Source organism: Nostoc sp. DedQUE07 (genome assembly GCF_034530975.2).
Lineage (GTDB): Bacteria > Cyanobacteriota > Cyanobacteriia > Cyanobacteriales > Nostocaceae > Nostoc.
Window position 1 is genome coordinate 1 of sequence record NZ_JAVRCC020000059.1, and the last position, 18177, is coordinate 18177.

Here is an 18177-nt window from a genome sequence, read left to right on the forward strand (position 1 = left end):
TCCCCAGTCCCTAGTCCCTACGATTAATTCAGAAATCAAATCAGATTGCTATATGTTTGAGCTAAGTCCGCTGGTCTTGCTTCCTATAACCACTAATGTGGACTCCTATATCTAGACCTTTAATATTGCAACTTATGTACGACAACAGCGTATAAATAAAGATAACTATGCCCAGCATCTCTAGCACTTCTTCTATAGTCGTTATGAAGACATAAACCATGTTATTGGGGGTGTAGTAATATTCATAGTATCCGCCTATCAATTCACTAACAATTGCACCTGCCACGTAGATTGTTCCAGCAATGAAAAATAAGCGTCGTGTCTTGCTAGGAAGAGTAAACACAAATCGCCCAAACATTAGCAAGAATCCGAGTACGAAGATAGCACCCACAATCACCCAAGCGTAGTACAAAAAACCACTGGTACTGAATGTACTTCGCAATGGTGTAGTTAGTCTTTCATGAAGACTGATCAATTCGTCTAAGAACAAACCAGCAAAGACTATTGATAATCCTCTCCATGCCCAGAAGTCTTTATTTTTAGTTGACTTCTGAGCTTGGAAAATGATTTCTAGCAGAATAGAACAAAATAGTAAAGCTCCTCCAGAGTAAATTGTAGGAATACTATCCTCGCTGTTGAGGTCGAATATAATTCTAAAGATATCTCTCCCAGGGAAGTCAGGTAGATAGTAGACATTGTAATTAGCAAAAAGACTGACAAGAGCCAAACATAAAACCACGCCAAGCAGGAATTTGAGGGTTTTGTTGGCAGAAAGATATACTTTGAATTGATGCGATGATTGCAACAGCAAGATCGCATCTTCTGGTTTTATCGAACTCGTTGACTCAATTACAGATATGCGATCGCTCTTACCATTGTCTGAATAAGATTGGTTTTTCAAGATTTTGCGTCGCTCTGGCAATACAACGTTTGACATGAAGTATTCAATGGTTTGCTGCTTAACAAAACCATGTATTGCCAGAATTTCTCCCAACTGTTCACCACTTAACTTTTGTGTCTTGAGTGCTGTGTCTAATTGATCTGGAGTAATTAGTTCAGCTTCAACCAAGTAAGTCCCAAGCGGCTTAAGCTGAAAATTTTGCGCGTCTATTTTCCTAATCAATTAGGATCTCCTTATTTTCACTGGCTGAATGTAATAAATTTTTAAGCTTAGTCATGAAACATTACAATAATTCATGAGATCGGATTTTAATAGCTTCATAACCTTTACTTAATCATATTTTGTATATGTTAAATTCTATACGTGTAAATTTATGCTAAAGAAAATATGAATTTATTATGTAGATACGTGTGTTTAACCATTGCTGTTTTTTCTAAACGCATTCTTCTCAGCAAAAAAAATTAATCCACCTATCACTCTCATGTGTAGGTGGATTTATCAGATGTGCAGACATCTAGCGTGGTTGATTGTATCCCTAGCATACTGAGTAAGTAGCAAAAATGCTGCTAGAGTCGCATTGCACGGTAATCTCCTAAGTTGGAGAGTACCAATAAAAGTTAATAATGAGTGCCAGTTTTGCGATGGTTAATGGCAGTCACAGCATCAGGCTTGAGTAATTTCCCTTCATCTACAGTTGCATACACAACCCAATGATCGCCACATTCCAGACGTTGGTTGACTGAACATTCCAAATATGCTGATGCATCAGTGAGGACAGTACAACCGTTATCTGCAACTGCTGTACTAAAGTTGGCAAATCGATCTTCCCCAGGCGCGAAAGATTTACGGAAATGTTTCATGTAATCTTGATGATTGCCTTCAGGTAAAATATTTAAGGCAAACTTACCGCCTGGATACATCAAAGATTCGATCGCTCGCTCTTTGGCGATCGCCACTGTGATTCCGGGTGGGTTGAAGGTGGCTTGAGAAACCCAAGCGCCTAACATTGCGGTAGACACTTCTCCAAGTTTCGCTGTCACCACGCAGACGGAACCAACAATCCGACCAACAGCCTGTTCCACTGGAGTAGCCGCTTGTTGGGGTACGCGTACCTTTTTAGCCTTTTTCAGTACTTGGGCAAAGTCTGTACCTAATTCTTCACAGAACTTGAGGGTAACATCATCAGGTTTAAACTTCACCTTCAAAGTGTCAAAACCGAAGCGATACCCAGCATCCCGGAGTTTACCTTCGATTAAGTCAAAGGCTTCGCCACTCCAGCCGTAGGAACCAAAAACTCCAGCGAGTTTGCTGTTGTCACCACTCGATAACACAATCCCTAAAGCAGTATGAATCGGAGTTGGCGCATGACCACCAATGGTAGGAGAACCGATGATAAAACCCTCTGACTGCGCGAGGTTGATGCGAATTTCATCAGGGGTAGCAAATTCACAGTTAATCGATTTAACTGCAACTCCACCTTTAGTTAATCCCAGAGCGATCGCTTGTGCTAAAGTCGCTGTATTTCCGTAAGCTGAAGCGTAAAGTAGGGCAACAGAAATTTCGCGATCGTTGTGAGAACGGCTCCACTCTCCATAAGCTTTGGTAAGTTCAATTAAGCCGGTGCGTACCAAGGGCCCGTGACCTACAGCATACATTCTCACCTGCAAATCTGATATTTTCTCCAAAGCTGCTTGCACATGAGGAGTTTGGGGAGCCATCAGGCAGTTAAAGTAGTAACGCTGGTCTTCTTTGAGCGCTTCCCAGTTATCATCAAACACATCATCACCACAAAGATGAGTTGCAAATAACTTATCTGTGTAGAGAATTTGGGTTTGCTGGTCGTAGGTACAAAGTCCTTCCGGCCAACGCGGACTCGGAGTGGGTAAGAATTTCAAAACATGACCCTTGCCTAAATCCAGAGTTTCTTTCCCCCGCATCACCAAGACATTTAAATCTTGCTCTAAGAAAGCAGCACGCAAATTGTTCGCACCAGGAAGAGAACAGACAAAAGTTACCTGTGGTGCTAGTTCTAAAATTGCTTTGAGGGTTGCAACTCGATTGGGACTAAAATGACCCAAGATTATATAATCCAAACTTTGCAAATCTAAAGTCTGCCGCAATGCCTCTAAATAAATTTCGGTAAAGCTTTCTGGCGGTGGATCGATAAGTGCGGTTTTATCAGCTTCAATTAAATAGCAATTGGAAGTAGTACCTCTTTCAAGTGCGTATTCAATTTCAAACCGCAGACGTGACCAACTACGCGCTCTGATAGCCTTAGTATTGGTAGCAATTGGTAAAACTTGTACGTCGCGTGGCTTGGAATTGGTCATAGCTGTTAAAAGTTAGCGAATTGGGCATTGGGCATTGAAAATAGGGCATTGGGAATAGGGCATTGGGCATTGGGAATTGGGCATTGGGAACAAAGATAAATAACCCATACCCCGTACTCCATGCCCTATGCCCCGTGCCCCATGCCCAATATTTAGTAGTAATTACCTACTTTGCGATGGCGAACGGCTGTCAATCCATCGTTTTTGGAGACACGACCTTCTTGGACGGTGCAGTATAATATCCAGTGGTCGCTGCATTCCATGCTGGTCTGGATTTCACATTCCATGTATGCCAAAGCATCAGTCAGAATCGGCGAACCGTTTTTCGCAATTTGAGTTTTCACTCCTGCAAAGCGGTCAGCACCAGGATGCAAGCGCTTGAGGAAGTGTTTCTTGAGTTCTTGATAATTGCCTTCTTCCAAAACGTTGAGGACGAAGCGATCGCCTACTTGCATTAAGGAATCAATGGCGCGGTCTTTAGCAACGGCAATTGTGAATCCTAATGGTTGCAAACTCGCTTGCGTTACCCAAGATGCCAGCATTGCACTTGAGACATTATCTTTTTTCGTGGTGACTATATATAGTCCGCTGCTAATGCGACCCAGTGCCTTTTCCATGTTGACATCAAGGGACTTGATTTGCTTGATGTTGCGATCGCGCACTAGCAATTGTCCGATGTCTTTACCCGCTTCTTCACACAACTGGAATGTTGAGGCGCTGGGAGTCTCTTTAATCCGAATGGGTGGAAAAGCTTCTTTGATGCCAGAGTCAAGAAATTGTCTGCGGAGTGTATCAATGGGTTCATCATCCCCACCGTAACATTCAAACAGCCCAAGAAATTGCTTGTTCTTGGCGACAGCTAGCACCGAACTGATACTAGCTTGGGCGGCGGCGGAGGTAGTTGGAGGCATCCCGATAATGATGCCAGCTGCTCTCCCAGCTAATTCTTGAATTTCTTGGCTTTCAGCAGTACTCAGATCCAGTACTTCTACGCCAACGCCAGTTTTCAGGATACCTTCGGCAATTGCGTGACCAAGGCGTTCGCCATATCCATATTCTGAGACAAAAAACAAGCCAACTGTGGTTTCTGCTTTCGCTTGTTTTTGGCTCCAATTTTCGTAGCACCCGGTCAGAACATCTAAATGGTGGTATAATAAAGGCCCATGACCATTGGCGATAATATTAATCTTTCCGAGATCGCCCATCCGCTTCATCGCATTCAGCAACGAACGAGCGTTAGGGCCCATCAAGCAGTCGTAGTAAAATCTAAAGTCAGCTTCGATCGCTTCTAAATCTTCGTCGAAGGTGCGATCGTCACAGAAGTGCATTCCAAAAGCATCACAGGTGTAGAGAATTTGGGTTTTGCGGTCAAAGCTAAAGATCGTATCCGGCCAGTGCAGGTTAGGCGCACTCACGAATTCCATTTCGTGCCCTTTGCCGATATCGATGCGATCGCCAGTTTTCACAACCCGCTTGGAAAAAGGATCGTGTACTAATCCCTCAAGGAATTGCAGCGCAACTTTTGAGGCTAAAACAGTGGCTCTAGGAGCTAACTGAAGGACATCTTCTACCAAGCCGCTATGGTCTGGCTCTGTGTGACTAACAATTATGTAATCAATTGTTTTGGGGTTGACAAGACTTTTGAGAGTCTCTAAATACAGATCGCGAAACTTCTGGTGAGAAGTATCGATCAAAACTGTTTGTTCGCCCCTAATTAGATATGAATTGTAGGTTGTACCGTTTTGCAGTCCGAATTCGATATCAAAGCGATCGCGATCCCAGTCAAGAGAGCGAATCGCCGTTGTGTTAGGGGCAATTTCTACAGTTTGTATAGTTAACCGATGTTGAACGTTCTCTGCGTGGGCCTTGCCGGTCGTAGACATCGTTACCATTATTCGTCTCCGAGCGCAAATTAACAGGTTTTTCTTCTGCCCCCATTCTCTCTATTATTTTTCTTTGAAGTTGTAATGAATATCAGTTTTTTAAAAATTTAACTTGTATCAATTATTGCTGTTTTTTAGCAAAAAATATGACTCAAAAAATATACTAAATATTAATTGATTCCTAAATTTTACTGAGTACTTGTTTTTGCTATTTATCTGGTTTTATCTTAATTTAAAAATATCATAGTAATTATATTTTTAACTAAAAAGATATAATTTTACTATTATTATATTGCTGGTCTACCTACCAAGTCGAGATTACTTTTAATATTTCATATTGTCAAAAAATATATTTATAAAGTAGAAAATAGGAAAATTTATGTTTTTCGGGTACTCACTTAATTAAAAAAAGTAGGAAAGGTAGGAAAGGTGGGAAAAGTAGGAAAGGTAGGAAAAGTGGGAAAAGTAGGACAAACCTTATTAGGCTTCCAAAAAGCGTTTATTCAATGGGTATTCAATATCTTGTCTTAATCAAAAATATGGTGCAGAGAATATAAACTTTATGTAAAGTCGATAAAAAAGATATTTTTTTGGAGATAATCAAGGCAAATTTCCAGAGACTAGTTGAATAAAAAGAAAGTAGGCTTGTATATATTTTTCCACTCATCTAAAAGGAAACTAGCATAAAAATAATTTTTAAAGTTTCGATAAACCTCCGTAAGCATAAGAATAATCTCAGGAATTTAATGATACAGTCCTTTATTATCGACTTTAAACATTAATCAAGATAACGCCAACAAATTTTTCTTGTTATAGCTATAAGCTACAGCTTCAGGCTATCAGATAAGTTTACCTATATAGGTTAATGTGTAATCTTGATGTGCCGAACTTCTTATCAAAATCCATTGTTGATGAAAAAATGCAAATTTTGATAGTTTTCCCAAGCCAATACTTATTGCGTAGTAGCCTTATAAACGCCGACATCCCTAATACTTGTAGTTAAGATATTTGAAATGTATCATGAAATACCTAAATAGTTTCAGTATACAGGCGTAAATAGATACAAAAATGACAAAAATTGATTTTGTAAAAGGTTATTGTTTATGGGATGCCGATTAAAAGTGTTTCTCACAGAAGAAGAAAAGCTAACTTTAGAAGAATTGAGAAAAGCCAAAGATGTTCCTCAACGTACTAAGGATCGCGCTCAAGTTTTACTGCTGAATACTCGCGGCTTAAAAAATGAGCAAATTGCAAAAGGCTTGAATTGGGCGATTTCAACAGTGCGTCAAACCCTTCATCGCTGGGAAAAAATGGGTTTAGCAGGTTTATGGGATGCTCCTGGGCGAGGAGGAAAACCACGATATTCAGAATCAGATTTGGTTTATCTCGAAAATTGTTTAGCTCAAGAGTCAGAGACTTATAACTCTAAACAATTAGCAAAAAAACTAGCATCTGAGCGTCAAGTAAACTTGAGTGCAGATCGACTACGACGGGTACTGAAAAAAAGAGGAAGAAGGCTTGGAAGCGCACACAAACCCAGAAACAGCGTGATTAGTTGATTACACCATCTTGGAATCGGATCGCTTGTTTCGTTTGGGTAGCGATCGCTAGATTTTGGTTGAAAACCAAGATTATATTCTTGAAAAGTTCCTGCTTTTTGCAGAGATAATACTTGTTGCGCTTTTTGGTGTTATTTGGGCTTGGGCGCTGAAGTCTACACATTTTTGTTTAAGCTTTGCCGAGAAAATTGTAGAGACACCTTAGCGCAACAGGATAACAGTCCAGTTTCGCATCTTTACCAAAAATTTTGAGCTTCACTGAAGGGTATTGCTATTTTAGCCGTTGAACTCAAGTTAATTGTGCATTATAGAAAATTATGATGGAGTTTTCCATAAAACAAAGTCCACTTACACATCACAGTGTCAAGTGGACTTGTTAACTATTTTTAGTGGATCCGAGCAGAGTCGAACTGCTGTCCAAATTGGGTATTGACCCCCCGCTCATTCACAGGTTTAGCCTTTCTGACCCTCAAGGCGGGAATCGTTCATTATCCCGAACGTAGGATGCTCTGATTTAATCTTAGCCAGCAAGCCAACCAGAGAACGCTTGCTAGAGCATCCGTTGGGGTTTGGTCTTCAGTCCTTAACGGAGTCAAACCGAAGACGCTCGAACCTATAAGAGGTGTTTTAGGCTGCTACTAGAGCATCCTTACGAGCAAAGTTAACGATGTTATTCGCATTTACTTTTTGTTTGAGCCTTTGATTTGCGAGAGGAGACTCACTCTCGACCTGAATCACAGAGCAGCGTTCGCCAACCTGTCGAAACCGTGACGGACCCATGCGCTTCATATTTCAATTATAGTACGCGATTCTTAATTCGTAATTCGTAATTCGTAATTCGTAATTATCAAAGTCAGGATATATGGCTGCCATTACTCAAAATAGCCAATCGTTAATGGTTTTAAAATTAGCGATTGGCTATTTACGACGATCCACAACAAGTATTTTTCTAAGTTAGTGCTTCAGCACCACCAACAACTTCTAGGAGTTCTTGAGTAATTGCAGCTTGTCGGGCTTTATTGTAGGACAGCGTGAGGGTGTTAATCAATTCACCAGCATTTTCACTGGCATTACTCATGGCTGTCATCCGCGCTGCTAGTTCGCTAGCCGCCGATTCTTGTAGCGCCCGCAATAGCTGGTTACTCAGATACAGGGGCAATAGAGAATCGAGAATCTGCACTGGATCTTGCTCAAAGATCATGTCAGGAGCCAACGTGCGGGCTTGGCTAGTCACTTTCTCCCGTTCAACTTCAAATTTACCGCCACGGGTTGTCAAACGGAAGATTTCATCATCGCCTGCTTCTAGACCTTGCGGATCGAGGGGCAATAGAGTTTGTATCACAGGACGGGAGCTAACTAAGGAAAGGAATCTGGTGTAAATTAATTCGATGCGGTCAACTTCTTCCGAAAGGAACAAGGAAAGTAGTTGGTCAGCAATCTGATTAGCTTCTGCTGCGGTGGGAATTTGCTCTAAGCCGCTGTAGGTGGCGTCAATTGGCTGATTGCGGCGCTGAAAGTACTGTGTAGCTTTCCGTCCGACTAACACAAATTGATAGTTTAAACCTTCTGCCTTGATTTCCTTGGCGCGATTTTCTGCACGACGGATAACGTTACTATTGTAGCCGCCGCATAGACCGCGATCGCCTGAAATTACCAACAACCCGACTGATTTAACTTGGCGTTTTCTCAGCAGTGGCAAGTTTGCTTCTTCAAAGCGCAGACGGCTTTGCAAACCATACAATACTTGTGCCAAGCGATCGGCAAAGGGGCGAGTCGCTAGCACTTGTTCTTGCGCCCGGCGCACTCTAGCCGCAGCTACCAGACGCATGGCTTCTGTGATTTTTTTGGTGTTTTTGACCGACTGAATGCGATCGCGTATTGCTTTTAGATTGGCCATATTCTTGAGTTAGGAGTTAGGAGTTAGGAGTTAGGAGTTAAGAGGTAGGAGTATTTCATTAACTTTTAACTCTTAACTCTTCACTCCTCACTTTAATTACGCTGCTGCTTTGAAGGTCTTCTTGTATTCGGTAAGTGCTTCCTTTAAGGCAGCTTCTTCTGCATCACCTAGCGCTTTGGAGGCTCTTACTCCTTCGGCGTACTTACCAGTCTTTAAGTACTCGCGCAAACCTTGGGTAAAGGTTGTGACTTTATCTACGGAAACGTCATCTAAGTAACCATTGATACCAGCGTATAGAATTGCTACTTGCTCGTATACTGAGAGTGGCGAATTTTGTGGCTGCTTGAGGAGTTCGCGTAACCGTTGACCCCGTGCCAACTGGTCTTGAGTGGCTTTATCTAAGTCAGAAGCAAATTGAGCGAAGGCTTGCAGGTCGTCAAATTGGGCTAGTTCCAATTTAATCTTACCGGCAACTTTTTTCATTGCTTTGGTTTGCGCAGCAGAACCCACGCGGGATACAGAAATACCGGGGTTCACAGCCGGACGGATACCAGCGTTGAACAAGTCAGAAGACAGAAATATCTGACCATCGGTAATGGAAATTACGTTGGTGGGGATGTATGCTGAAACGTCACCAGCTTGGGTTTCGATGATTGGTAGGGCGGTCATACTGCCTTTACCTAATTCGTCACTTAGCTTTGCTGCTCTTTCTAGCAAGCGGGAGTGAATGTAGAATACATCTCCAGGGTAAGCTTCGCGTCCGGGTGGACGACGCAGCAGTAGTGACATTTGGCGATAAGCTTGGGCTTGCTTGGAGAGATCGTCATAAATTACCAGGGTAGCTTTGCCTTTGTACATAAAGTACTCGGCAATAGTTGCGCCTGTGTAAGGAGCTAAGTATTGTAGGGTTGCTGGTTCGCTGGCGCTAGCGGTGACGACGACGGTGTAATCAAGTGCGCCTTTTTCTTGCAATGTTTGTACTACGTTGGCGACTGTGGAAGCCTTTTGACCGATCGCAACGTAGACACAAATTACATCTTCTTCTTTCTGGTTGATGATTGTGTCAATAGCGATCGCAGTTTTACCGGTTTGACGGTCGCCAATAATCAATTCCCGTTGACCGCGACCGATGGGAATCATTGAGTCAATAGCTGTAATCCCCGTTTGCATGGGTTCGTGTACAGACCGACGAGCAATGATACCGGGTGCTGGAGATTCAATCAAACGGCTTTCTGAGGATTTGATGTCTCCCTTGCCATCGATGGGGCGACCCAAAGCGTCTACAACTCGTCCAATTAAGGCTTCTCCTACTGGAATCTGAGCAATTCTACCAGTGGCGGTTACAGAGCTACCTTCTTGAATTTCTAGCCCTTCACCCATAAGCACCGCGCCCACGTTGTCTTCTTCTAAGTTTTGGGCGATGCCAATTGTGCCATCTTCAAATTCTAAGAGTTCCCCAGCCATAGCCTTTTCCAGACCATAGATCCGGGCAATCCCGTCACCAACTTGTAGGACAGTACCAACGTTAGCAACTTTGACCTCTTGATCGTATTGCTCGATTTGTTGTTGGATAATGCTGCTAATTTCGTCAGGTCTAATTGATATGCTCATGTGTCTATCTTGTTTGCTTTCGAGACGGGAAAATTCAATAGTTAGGAGTGATGAGTTAAGAGTGATGAGTTAAGACGGATGAGTTAAAAAAGCAAAGGTTAAAAGTTAAAAGTCAAAATAAATTATTGTTTACTTAACTCTTAACTCCTAACTTCTAACTCCTAACTCCTGTACAGACGCGATTAATCGCGTCTCTACTCCTAACTTTCTAGCTATTAGTTAAGCGCAATGAAAGGCGACGCAACTGACCCCGAATACTGGCGTCAATTACCTGCGAACCTACTTTAATGATCACACCACCAATTAACTCACTGTCTACCCTGGTTTCTAGTTCTACCTGGCGAGCATTACTGATGGCAATGACCTTTTGGATAATTGCCTGCTGTTGAGCTTCTGTGAGGGGAACGGCTGAAATTACTTCCGCTAATACGGTTTGATTCAGCTGCCGCAACAGCGCCAGATATTGTTGAAAAATTGATTCCAAGAATGCAATGCGGCGTTTGTCTACTAGCACTAACAAAAAGTTGCGTAAGTAGGGGTTAGAGCCTTCACCGAGTATTTGTTTGATGAGAGCTTTTTTGTTCTCAGCCTGAATAAACGGGTTGCTGAAGAAGTTTTGTAGCTGTTTGTCGGCTCTTAAGAGTCCCAGTAAAGTACGCGCATCTTCCCCGAACTCTTCTGTCAAATTTTTCGATTGCGCTATTGACAAAAGTGCCTGTGCATAGGGCTGGGCTATTTCGGCTGTTGCTACCTGACTTGTCATACATTGCCTCCCAGTTGTGCGATGCTGCGGTCAATTAAACTTTGTTGAGCATCGTCGGCAATCCCGCCTTTGAGTTGCGATTCGACTTTTTGCAATGCTAGTGCAGCAACTCTTTGCCGCAGTTGAGCGATCGCTCGCTCTGTTTCGGTATTTAAATCTGCTGCTGCTGTTTGTTTCAAGCGTTCTACGTCTTGCGCTGCCTTCGCCAACAAGGCTTCTTTCGTCTTTTGGGCGTTTTCTGTGGCCGATTGGCGGATACGTTCTGCTTCTGCCTGAGATTGCTTCAACTGCTCTTGCGCTTGGGAAAGGGCAGTCTTTGCCTCTTTTAAGCGCCCTTCTGCTTCCTGAATTGCGGTGGCAATATTGGATTGTCGCTCGTTCAGGATATTGCTTAAAACTTTACGTCCGAAGTAGAATAAGATGCCAACCAGAATCGCTAGATTAATCAGATTGGTTTCAAAAATGTCTAGGTTTAGACCGAAACCACCTTCTGCTGCGCCTTCTGCCAATTCAGAGTGAACAGCGTTCGCTTCTGCGGCAAGTAATAAGAATGTCCCCATGATACCCATTTACAAGTGCGCTGCTCGCTTGCTAATACGTTGTATTTTTCCCAAGGGAAGGAAATTTAAGTATCTTTTCCCCGTAAGGAAATTAAGTATCTTTCCCCAGAAGGGAAAAAGTGCCTTTATTTGACACTTAAATTTTGCGCTCTGGACTAGGGCCCAGTTGCGCGTATGCTTTCGCAGAGCCAGTCTAGTTAGCTTATCTAACTGGAGTTGGCCCCAATAGTTTTTCTAGAATCTGCCGGCTTAAAGCATCAACTTGTTGCTCTAAGGTGCGAAAAGCTTCTTGCTTTTGTTGTTCTATTTCAACAGAAGCTTGTTCTCGTTGAGACTGAGCTTCCTTTTGGGCTTCAGCGATTTTCTCGGCAGTAATTTTTTTAGCTTCCAGTTGAGCTGCTTCTAGAGTAGCTTGCGATTGTCTACGAGCGTCTGCGAGTTGTTGCTCATATTCGGCGGCTAAACGCTCGGCTTTTGCCAAGCTTTCTTTCGCCTCAAGGGTATTCGTTCGGATATAACTATCGCGATCGTCTAGTACCTTGGTCAGTGGCTTATAGAAAATTGCATTCAACAAAGCTGCTAGTAGCAGGAATTGCAATGCCATGAAGGGCAAGGTAGCATCGAAATCAAACATTTGTCTCCTCTTTGGCTGGAGTAGCAGTTTTCATGGCTAGCAACATCATCCAACCTTTCATATTTTAGAGACCCATAGCCAACAAGGGTCAACTGAACATTATAACTATTGAGATACCTAAAACATTTCGATTGTAGAGGCGTGATGGTTCACGTCTCCACACTCACAAAAATTTCAGGTATTAGCCGAAAGGATTAGCAAACAGCAATACCAGGGCAATTACTAGACCATAGATAGTCAAGGATTCCATGAATGCCAAGGTTAATAGCAGAGTACCGCGAATTTTTCCTTCTGCTTCAGGTTGACGAGCAATACCTTCTACTGCTTGTCCAGCAGCGTTTCCTTGACCAATACCAGGGCCAATTGCAGCTAAACCAATCGCTAAAGCAGCAGCGAGAACTGAAGCAGCCTGAACTAATGGATCCATGTTGATTTTCCTTGCTTTGATTACAAAACTAACAGACATTACGTTAACGATTAGAAACGTGATTTTCACGCTGCACAGGAGTTCTTTCGATCGCGCTTTGCGATGTTTTGAGCGAATATGCTCTTCTTGACTGTGCTATCAACTGAGAAGTTTAATGCTCCTCATGTTCTTCTCCACCATGCCCCTCCATTGCCTCATGAATGTATGCTCCGGCTAGGGTGGCGAAAACCAGAGCTTGAATGGCACTGGTAAATAAACCCAAGGCCATTACAGGCAGAGGTACAAATAGAGGAACTAGCAGCACCAACACCGCTACAACCAATTCATCCGCCAAAATATTACCAAATAGCCGGAAGCTTAGGGAGAGGGGTTTGGTGAAATCTTCTAGAATTGCGATCGGCAACAAAACGGGTGTTGGCTCTATATATTTCTTAAAGTAGCCTAAACCCCGCTTGCTAAAACCTGCGTAAAAGTACGCTAAGGAAGTTAGCAATGCTAATGCAACAGTCGTATTGATGTCATTGGTGGGAGCAGCCAACTCGCCTGAAGGTAGCTTGATGAGCTTCCAGGGAATTAACGCGCCTGACCAGTTCGATACGAAAATAAACAAGAACAATGTGCCAATAAATGGCACCCAAGGGCGGTACTCTTTCTCACCAAGTTGGTTTTTTGCCAGATCGCGAATAAATTCTAAGGCATATTCCATCAAATTCTGGATGCCCTTGGGAATTCTTTGTGCGTTGCGAGTAGCAGCTATTGAAGCCACTACTAGAATACTAATCACAAACCATGAGGTGAGAAAAACTTGCCCATGAATTTTAAGATTGCCCAACTGCCAGTAGAAATGATGTCCTACTTCTAATTCGGCGAGGGGAAAAGAATTAAAGGCGTTTAAGACACTAAGCATTTGCATTCTTCAAGCATTTTCCCCAACGAGCGAGGATGGGATTACTATCTTTGTGAGCCTGACTTTTTAAGAATCAGGAATGAACGCAATTTGCACCATATAGACGAGGAGCGTGGCTTTGTAAGTTAGAAATCCCAAAAATATGGGCAAAATCTGTAGCTCACGCCATTGAGTTGCCACGATCATCACTCCAATAAACAGAGCAAAACGAGTTTTACTCAGACTGGTTTTCTGACTACCAAGCTGCTCAACGTCTCTAGCCAACATTTTTAAGTAAACCACACCTGTACACGCCCCAATTAAATAATTTAGGGCAATGTTTAAGGAATAAAAAATCCACACAGAGATAAAAATAACCCCCGTCAAGACAAGCGTGATTACCAACAATCGCTGGAAGAGTTCATGGAACTCTTGCATGGAGTTACCTGATTCTGTGCCTCCAGAACCAGTTTTAGCATCTTGTTGCGTTGTCGGAGTGGGCGCAATTGATTCGTCTGACAAGCTCACGGGACTTGAAACCAGTACAGTTAAATATGATGACTGCACATTCAGTCAGCTGAATCATATCACGATGCGGTAACAATACTTTAGGAAAAAACAATTAACTTCTTGTCAACATCAGGCAGTAAGTACCGACGGACTAAAGCCAACAGCAATTTTACCAAGTCCACGTTGCCGGACTTGGTGAAAAAGTAAAGGTTTTATAGCCTATTTGTAAACTGAGGGCAGGCAAGATGCCCGCCCCCACAAGAGTTTTGGGTTGAATATACCTCGATTAAATTATTTTGGCAGTCCGTAGACCGAACAGCAATCCTACAGATAAGCCAAAGAATAAACCCAAGAAGACGATATAAGATACAATTGCAAACATTTATTGCTCTCCAGAATACTTCCTAAATCTATTGAATCATTAGTTGTTGGGTATTGGGCATAGGGCATTGGGCATTGGGTATGGGGCATTGGGTATGGGGGTAGAAGAGAAATAGTTACTGCAACTTCTCCCCCTGCTTCCCTGATTCTTACCAATCCCCAATCCCCAATGCCCTATGCCCATTTTCTAGATTGCGATACAATACAGCCCACGGACGCTTGTTTGGGGTTGGGCAATGACTTCTGTAATTAATGTAAATCTACCAGAGCAGTCTTATGAGATTGCGATAACTTCGTTGAGCTACGCTAACGCACCTTCAAGTTTAGACCAACTGGGTCAACAGATGGCCAGTCTCAAGTTGGGCAAGAAGGTAATGCTAGTTTCTAATCCGACGATTTTTAAGCATTTTGGCGAAAGAGCTATTACATCCCTAAAATCTGCTGGATTTGAAGTTGCTAGCTGCACTCTACCACCTGGTGAACGTTACAAAACCCTCAATTCCATCCAAAAACTCTACGATGTAGCCTTGGAAAACCGTTTAGAACGTTCTTCTACGATGGTGGCTTTGGGCGGAGGTGTAATTGGCGATATGACTGGCTTTGCGGCTGCAACTTGGCTACGCGGGATTAATGTTGTCCAAGTGCCTACCTCTTTGTTGGCGATGGTAGATTCGGCAATTGGTGGCAAAACTGGCGTGAATCATCCCCACGGTAAAAACTTAATTGGGGCATTCCATCAACCGCGTTTAGTTTTGATTGACCCAGATGTGTTAAAAACTCTACCTATGCGCGAGTTTCGGGCAGGGATGGCAGAAGTTATCAAGTACGGTGTGATTTGGGATGCCGAATTGTTTGCCCAGTTAGAAGCAAGTAAACGCCTCGACCAACTCCGCTATGTCAAACCTGACCTAATAACCAACATATTAACGCGCTCTTGTCAAGCTAAAGCTGATGTTGTTGGCAAAGATGAGAAAGAAGGCGGATTACGCGCAATTCTCAATTATGGACACACCATCGGTCATACAGTGGAAAGTTTGACTGGTTATCGTCTAGTAAATCATGGTGAAGCGGTAGCTATTGGTATGGTAGCAGCCGGTCAAATTGCTGTGGATTTAGGACTGTGGCAAAAGGAAGACACAGAACGTCAAAACGCTTTAATTCAAAAAGCGGGTTTACCGACTCAGTTACCAGATGGGGTAGATATTGAAGCAATTATTGAGGCGTTGCAATTAGATAAGAAAGTCCAAGCCGGGAAAGTTCGGTTTGTTTTACCAACAGAGATTGGTGTGGTAACAATTACCGATGAAGTGCCATCGGATATTATTCGGCAAGTGTTGCGGGGAATGTAAATAATTTGAAGAAGAATTCAGAAGTCAGAATGGGCTAAACGCCCCGCTACCGCTAACAGGAGTCAGAATAAAAGTTAGTTGCTCTGTCCTTCAATTACGAATTAATGAGTCATGATACTCCAAGCCAAAAATCAATTAACTTTGCAAGAGTTCCTAAATCTTCCACCAGGCGAGGGAGATATCACCTACGAACTTGTTGATGGTGAAGCAATTCCTAAAATGTCACCAAAAAAATTCCACTCTAAACTTACTCGTGCCCTTTTGAATTTGATTGAGCAATGCTGTGAGGGAAAAGGAGAAGTTTGCCCAGAATTAGCTGTTGCATTAACTCGTCGAGGGCGAGATTGGATGCCAATACCGGATATTTTATATATTTCTAATGAACGTTTACCCCCTGATTGGGATAAAGAAGGAGCATGTTCTGTTCCTCCTGATTTGGTGATTGAGATTATTTCCCCAGGGCAAACTTTTGGACAAATGGCGGCTAAAGCCAAAGACTATTTGGATGCTAAGGTGCTGCGGGTATGGGTATTAGATAGTAAAGCCAGAAGCATTACTGTTTTTTATCCAGATACAGCACCACAAACTTATATGGGAGAAGAACTACTCACAGATTCTTTGTTTGAAGGACTGCAATTTACTGTTGAGCAGGTGTTTCAAAAGGCGAAAATTCCATTCACTACTGAATAGCACAATTCTCTTGCTTTAAACATACATCAAAATTTAAAGTCATGGAAGGTTTGCCTAACTTTAACCAGTTGCTTGAGCAACTTATCTGGTTAATTTAGATAGTAGCTGTATTTACGCTGTACTATACTAATAGTTTAGCTGATTAATTGATAATTCATCCATTTGTAGGAGGTAATTAGCAAGGGAATAAGTCTACTTTATTTATAATCAGACCAACACTAATATGGTTGGAAACTGTCTTCACGTAACCGATCTATCAACTATGTTAAACCTAATATTTACCGGATGTATAAAAATAAAACCTTTGGTGCTTTCAACAGCTTTTTTACTGGCTGTACAGACTTGTGCCAATGCTGAACAAGCAGTTCCTAGTTTGACTCCAAGACAAGCTCAACATTTATCCCGTGACTTGGTTCCATATAATTCTCAAGAATTTTTTAGACAAGGAAAAGATTCAATTGAGAGAGAAATTCAAATTCTTAATCAAAGACAACAGCGCCCAATTAAACCTATTCTTAAGATTGATTCAGTACCGCAAAGCAAAAGACCACATACTCAGCAAAAACCCCAACGTCTTATCTAAGTAAGAATCATCACTCTTCTATGGCTTTTGCTTGTCTTGTTAATTCTTAAGCTGTAGCACATAAGCTACATTCCCAGACATCACAATCACTATGCTTTGCTTTTGGGCAACAGAGGTTTTGTATTACCAATAAATTTTGCAACAAAATTTTACAATTTTATTCGTCTAGCAAACTCATCAACGCTTGAATTTCAACGTCTTGCTCTTGCGGCTCTGATAATTGAGATTGTAGCTTTAATAATTGACTCTGTAATTCTTCTGCTACATGAAGCATCTCAGACTCTTGTGCAATTTTTAGCTGATTTTCTTTAATTTTGATTTGTTTAAGCAAGTCATTTTCAACATGAATTGAGTTGTAATGTTGAGCAATCATAGCTTTACATTTATTATCAATCTATGGAGTGCAATTAAATTTTCCACTTATGTATTATTCCACACTTTTGTCATTTTTTAAATATCTGGCGATTTAATCTCGATCGTTCATAGTTTTTAATCTGTTCTCTTCTCAAAATTTTGGGAATATTGACTTCAGGTACTTCCAGTTAAAAAACATCTTATCTTAGGGATGCCCAAATGTGGGACTATAATACAAATGTACGAATAATTTGGGATAATTTCTTTTTTGTAAGTTACTAATATAGAGGTTATCATCGTGAGGGCATATAGCTAGCTGTGCTAATTTACCTCTAGCATATTTATATTTTTATAGACTTTTGTAAAAATGAAAATTATAAAATAAAATTGGTTGGCTTAAGGCAAATTTTTAGACAACACATATTAACTTTTTGGTTAATTTTCCAAGTATTGTAGATATGTTAAATATTATTTTGGGCAGTATGGACTTAAAGTTTATCAAGAAAAAGATTTATATCTTTATAAAAATTATATCTACAGCGCTGATAACAAGCGCAATTGGATTGGAATCGTGGAATATTTATGCAGTAATAACTAACATTCATGTACCAAGCAGCCTTAATCCAATTTTTTGGATTGAGCGTTTTGCGATGATATGCCATTTTATTGAAAGTATTATAGCAGCTTTTTATGCACCTTCAAGACAAAAGATACCAATAAAATATGCTACTTATACTTTTTTTGTCGGCACAATTGGGTTGTTAGAATTATTTGGCCAGCAGGATGACTGTTGACGCTTCTACGCCTTGAAGGTATGGGTTTTTAGATAGTAATGTGCGTTATGCGATCGCACCCTACG

At 41.7% G+C, this 18177-nt stretch carries 18 protein-coding genes and 1 other RNA gene; 5 read left to right on the forward strand and 14 right to left on the reverse strand.

Features of this window, described 5'->3' with window-relative positions:
• Positions 1-61 precede the first annotated feature (61 nt).
• From RMZ95_RS29005 to RMZ95_RS29015, 3 genes are all read right to left on the reverse strand, one after another.
• Positions 62-1123 carry a hypothetical protein gene (locus RMZ95_RS29005; RefSeq protein WP_322684062.1) on the reverse strand — a complete coding sequence of 354 codons (1062 nt, stop codon included), beginning with the start codon at positions 1121-1123 and terminating at the stop codon, positions 62-64.
• A gap of 395 nt (positions 1124-1518) precedes the next feature.
• Positions 1519-3231 carry a diflavin flavoprotein gene (locus RMZ95_RS29010; protein ID WP_322684061.1) on the reverse strand — a complete coding sequence of 571 codons (1713 nt, stop codon included), beginning with the start codon at positions 3229-3231 and terminating at the stop codon, positions 1519-1521.
• A 152-nt stretch (positions 3232-3383) separates the two neighbouring features.
• Positions 3384-5123 (reverse strand): diflavin flavoprotein, encoded by a 1740-nt coding sequence (locus RMZ95_RS29015; RefSeq protein ID WP_322674312.1) that lies wholly within the window; start codon positions 5121-5123, stop codon positions 3384-3386.
• Between the two features lie 1094 nt (positions 5124-6217).
• Here RMZ95_RS29015 and RMZ95_RS29020 point away from each other — a divergent pair.
• Positions 6218-6673: a helix-turn-helix domain-containing protein gene (locus RMZ95_RS29020; protein WP_322674311.1), complete on the forward strand. Its 456-nt coding sequence runs from the start codon at positions 6218-6220 to the stop codon at positions 6671-6673.
• Between the two features lie 387 nt (positions 6674-7060).
• On the opposite strand, the gene ssrA is transcribed toward RMZ95_RS29020, so the two are convergent.
• From ssrA to petL, 10 genes are all read right to left on the reverse strand, one after another.
• Positions 7061-7451: a transfer-messenger RNA gene (gene ssrA, locus RMZ95_RS29025) on the reverse strand.
• A gap of 171 nt (positions 7452-7622) precedes the next feature.
• A complete protein-coding gene (locus RMZ95_RS29030) occupies positions 7623-8570 on the reverse strand; it encodes a F0F1 ATP synthase subunit gamma (RefSeq protein WP_322674310.1) in 948 nt (315 codons plus the stop codon).
• A gap of 96 nt (positions 8571-8666) precedes the next feature.
• Positions 8667-10181 carry a F0F1 ATP synthase subunit alpha gene (gene atpA, locus RMZ95_RS29035; protein ID WP_322674309.1) on the reverse strand — a complete coding sequence of 505 codons (1515 nt, stop codon included), beginning with the start codon at positions 10179-10181 and terminating at the stop codon, positions 8667-8669.
• A 208-nt stretch (positions 10182-10389) separates the two neighbouring features.
• Positions 10390-10944 (reverse strand): ATP synthase F1 subunit delta, encoded by a 555-nt coding sequence (gene atpH, locus RMZ95_RS29040; protein WP_322674308.1) that lies wholly within the window; start codon positions 10942-10944, stop codon positions 10390-10392.
• A complete protein-coding gene (locus tag RMZ95_RS29045) occupies positions 10941-11513 on the reverse strand; it encodes a F0F1 ATP synthase subunit B (protein WP_322674307.1) in 573 nt (190 codons plus the stop codon). The genes atpH and RMZ95_RS29045 overlap by 4 nt, the downstream gene beginning before the upstream one ends.
• A gap of 193 nt (positions 11514-11706) precedes the next feature.
• Positions 11707-12138, reverse strand: a complete 432-nt coding sequence (locus tag RMZ95_RS29050) for a F0F1 ATP synthase subunit B' (protein ID WP_322674306.1) — start codon at positions 12136-12138, stop codon at positions 11707-11709.
• Positions 12139-12319: 181 nt separating this feature from the next.
• Positions 12320-12565 carry an ATP synthase F0 subunit C gene (gene atpE, locus RMZ95_RS29055; RefSeq protein ID WP_012411162.1) on the reverse strand — a complete coding sequence of 82 codons (246 nt, stop codon included), beginning with the start codon at positions 12563-12565 and terminating at the stop codon, positions 12320-12322.
• Between the two features lie 151 nt (positions 12566-12716).
• The gene (atpB, locus tag RMZ95_RS29060) at positions 12717-13478 is read right to left on the reverse strand and encodes a F0F1 ATP synthase subunit A (RefSeq protein WP_012411161.1); all 762 of its coding nucleotides are present in this window, start codon (positions 13476-13478) and stop codon (positions 12717-12719) included.
• Between the two features lie 60 nt (positions 13479-13538).
• On the reverse strand, positions 13539-13979 hold the full coding sequence (locus RMZ95_RS29065) for an ATP synthase subunit I (protein WP_322674330.1): 441 nt from the start codon (positions 13977-13979) through the stop codon (positions 13539-13541).
• A 268-nt stretch (positions 13980-14247) separates the two neighbouring features.
• Entirely contained in the window at positions 14248-14343 is a 96-nt protein-coding gene (petL, locus tag RMZ95_RS29070) for a cytochrome b6-f complex subunit PetL (RefSeq protein WP_099101760.1), read from the reverse strand.
• 235 nt (positions 14344-14578) lie between these two features.
• On the opposite strand from petL, the gene aroB reads away from it, so the two are divergent.
• The 3 genes from aroB to RMZ95_RS29085 all read left to right on the forward strand — a co-directional run bounded on the left by aroB (position 14579) and on the right by RMZ95_RS29085 (position 16964).
• Positions 14579-15691, forward strand: coding sequence for a 3-dehydroquinate synthase (gene aroB, locus RMZ95_RS29075; RefSeq protein WP_322674304.1), 1113 nt, complete (start codon positions 14579-14581; stop codon positions 15689-15691).
• A 111-nt stretch (positions 15692-15802) separates the two neighbouring features.
• Positions 15803-16381 carry a Uma2 family endonuclease gene (locus RMZ95_RS29080; protein ID WP_322684060.1) on the forward strand — a complete coding sequence of 193 codons (579 nt, stop codon included), beginning with the start codon at positions 15803-15805 and terminating at the stop codon, positions 16379-16381.
• A gap of 262 nt (positions 16382-16643) precedes the next feature.
• The gene (locus tag RMZ95_RS29085; RefSeq protein ID WP_322674302.1) at positions 16644-16964 is read left to right on the forward strand and encodes a hypothetical protein; all 321 of its coding nucleotides are present in this window, start codon (positions 16644-16646) and stop codon (positions 16962-16964) included.
• Positions 16965-17121: 157 nt separating this feature from the next.
• Here RMZ95_RS29085 and RMZ95_RS29090 read toward each other — a convergent pair whose 3' ends face one another.
• Positions 17122-17337: a hypothetical protein gene (locus RMZ95_RS29090; protein WP_099101757.1), complete on the reverse strand. Its 216-nt coding sequence runs from the start codon at positions 17335-17337 to the stop codon at positions 17122-17124.
• Positions 17338-17800: 463 nt separating this feature from the next.
• On the opposite strand from RMZ95_RS29090, the gene RMZ95_RS29095 reads away from it, so the two are divergent.
• Positions 17801-18112 (forward strand): hypothetical protein, encoded by a 312-nt coding sequence (locus tag RMZ95_RS29095; protein WP_322684155.1) that lies wholly within the window; start codon positions 17801-17803, stop codon positions 18110-18112.
• The last annotated feature ends 65 nt before the right edge of the window (positions 18113-18177 follow it).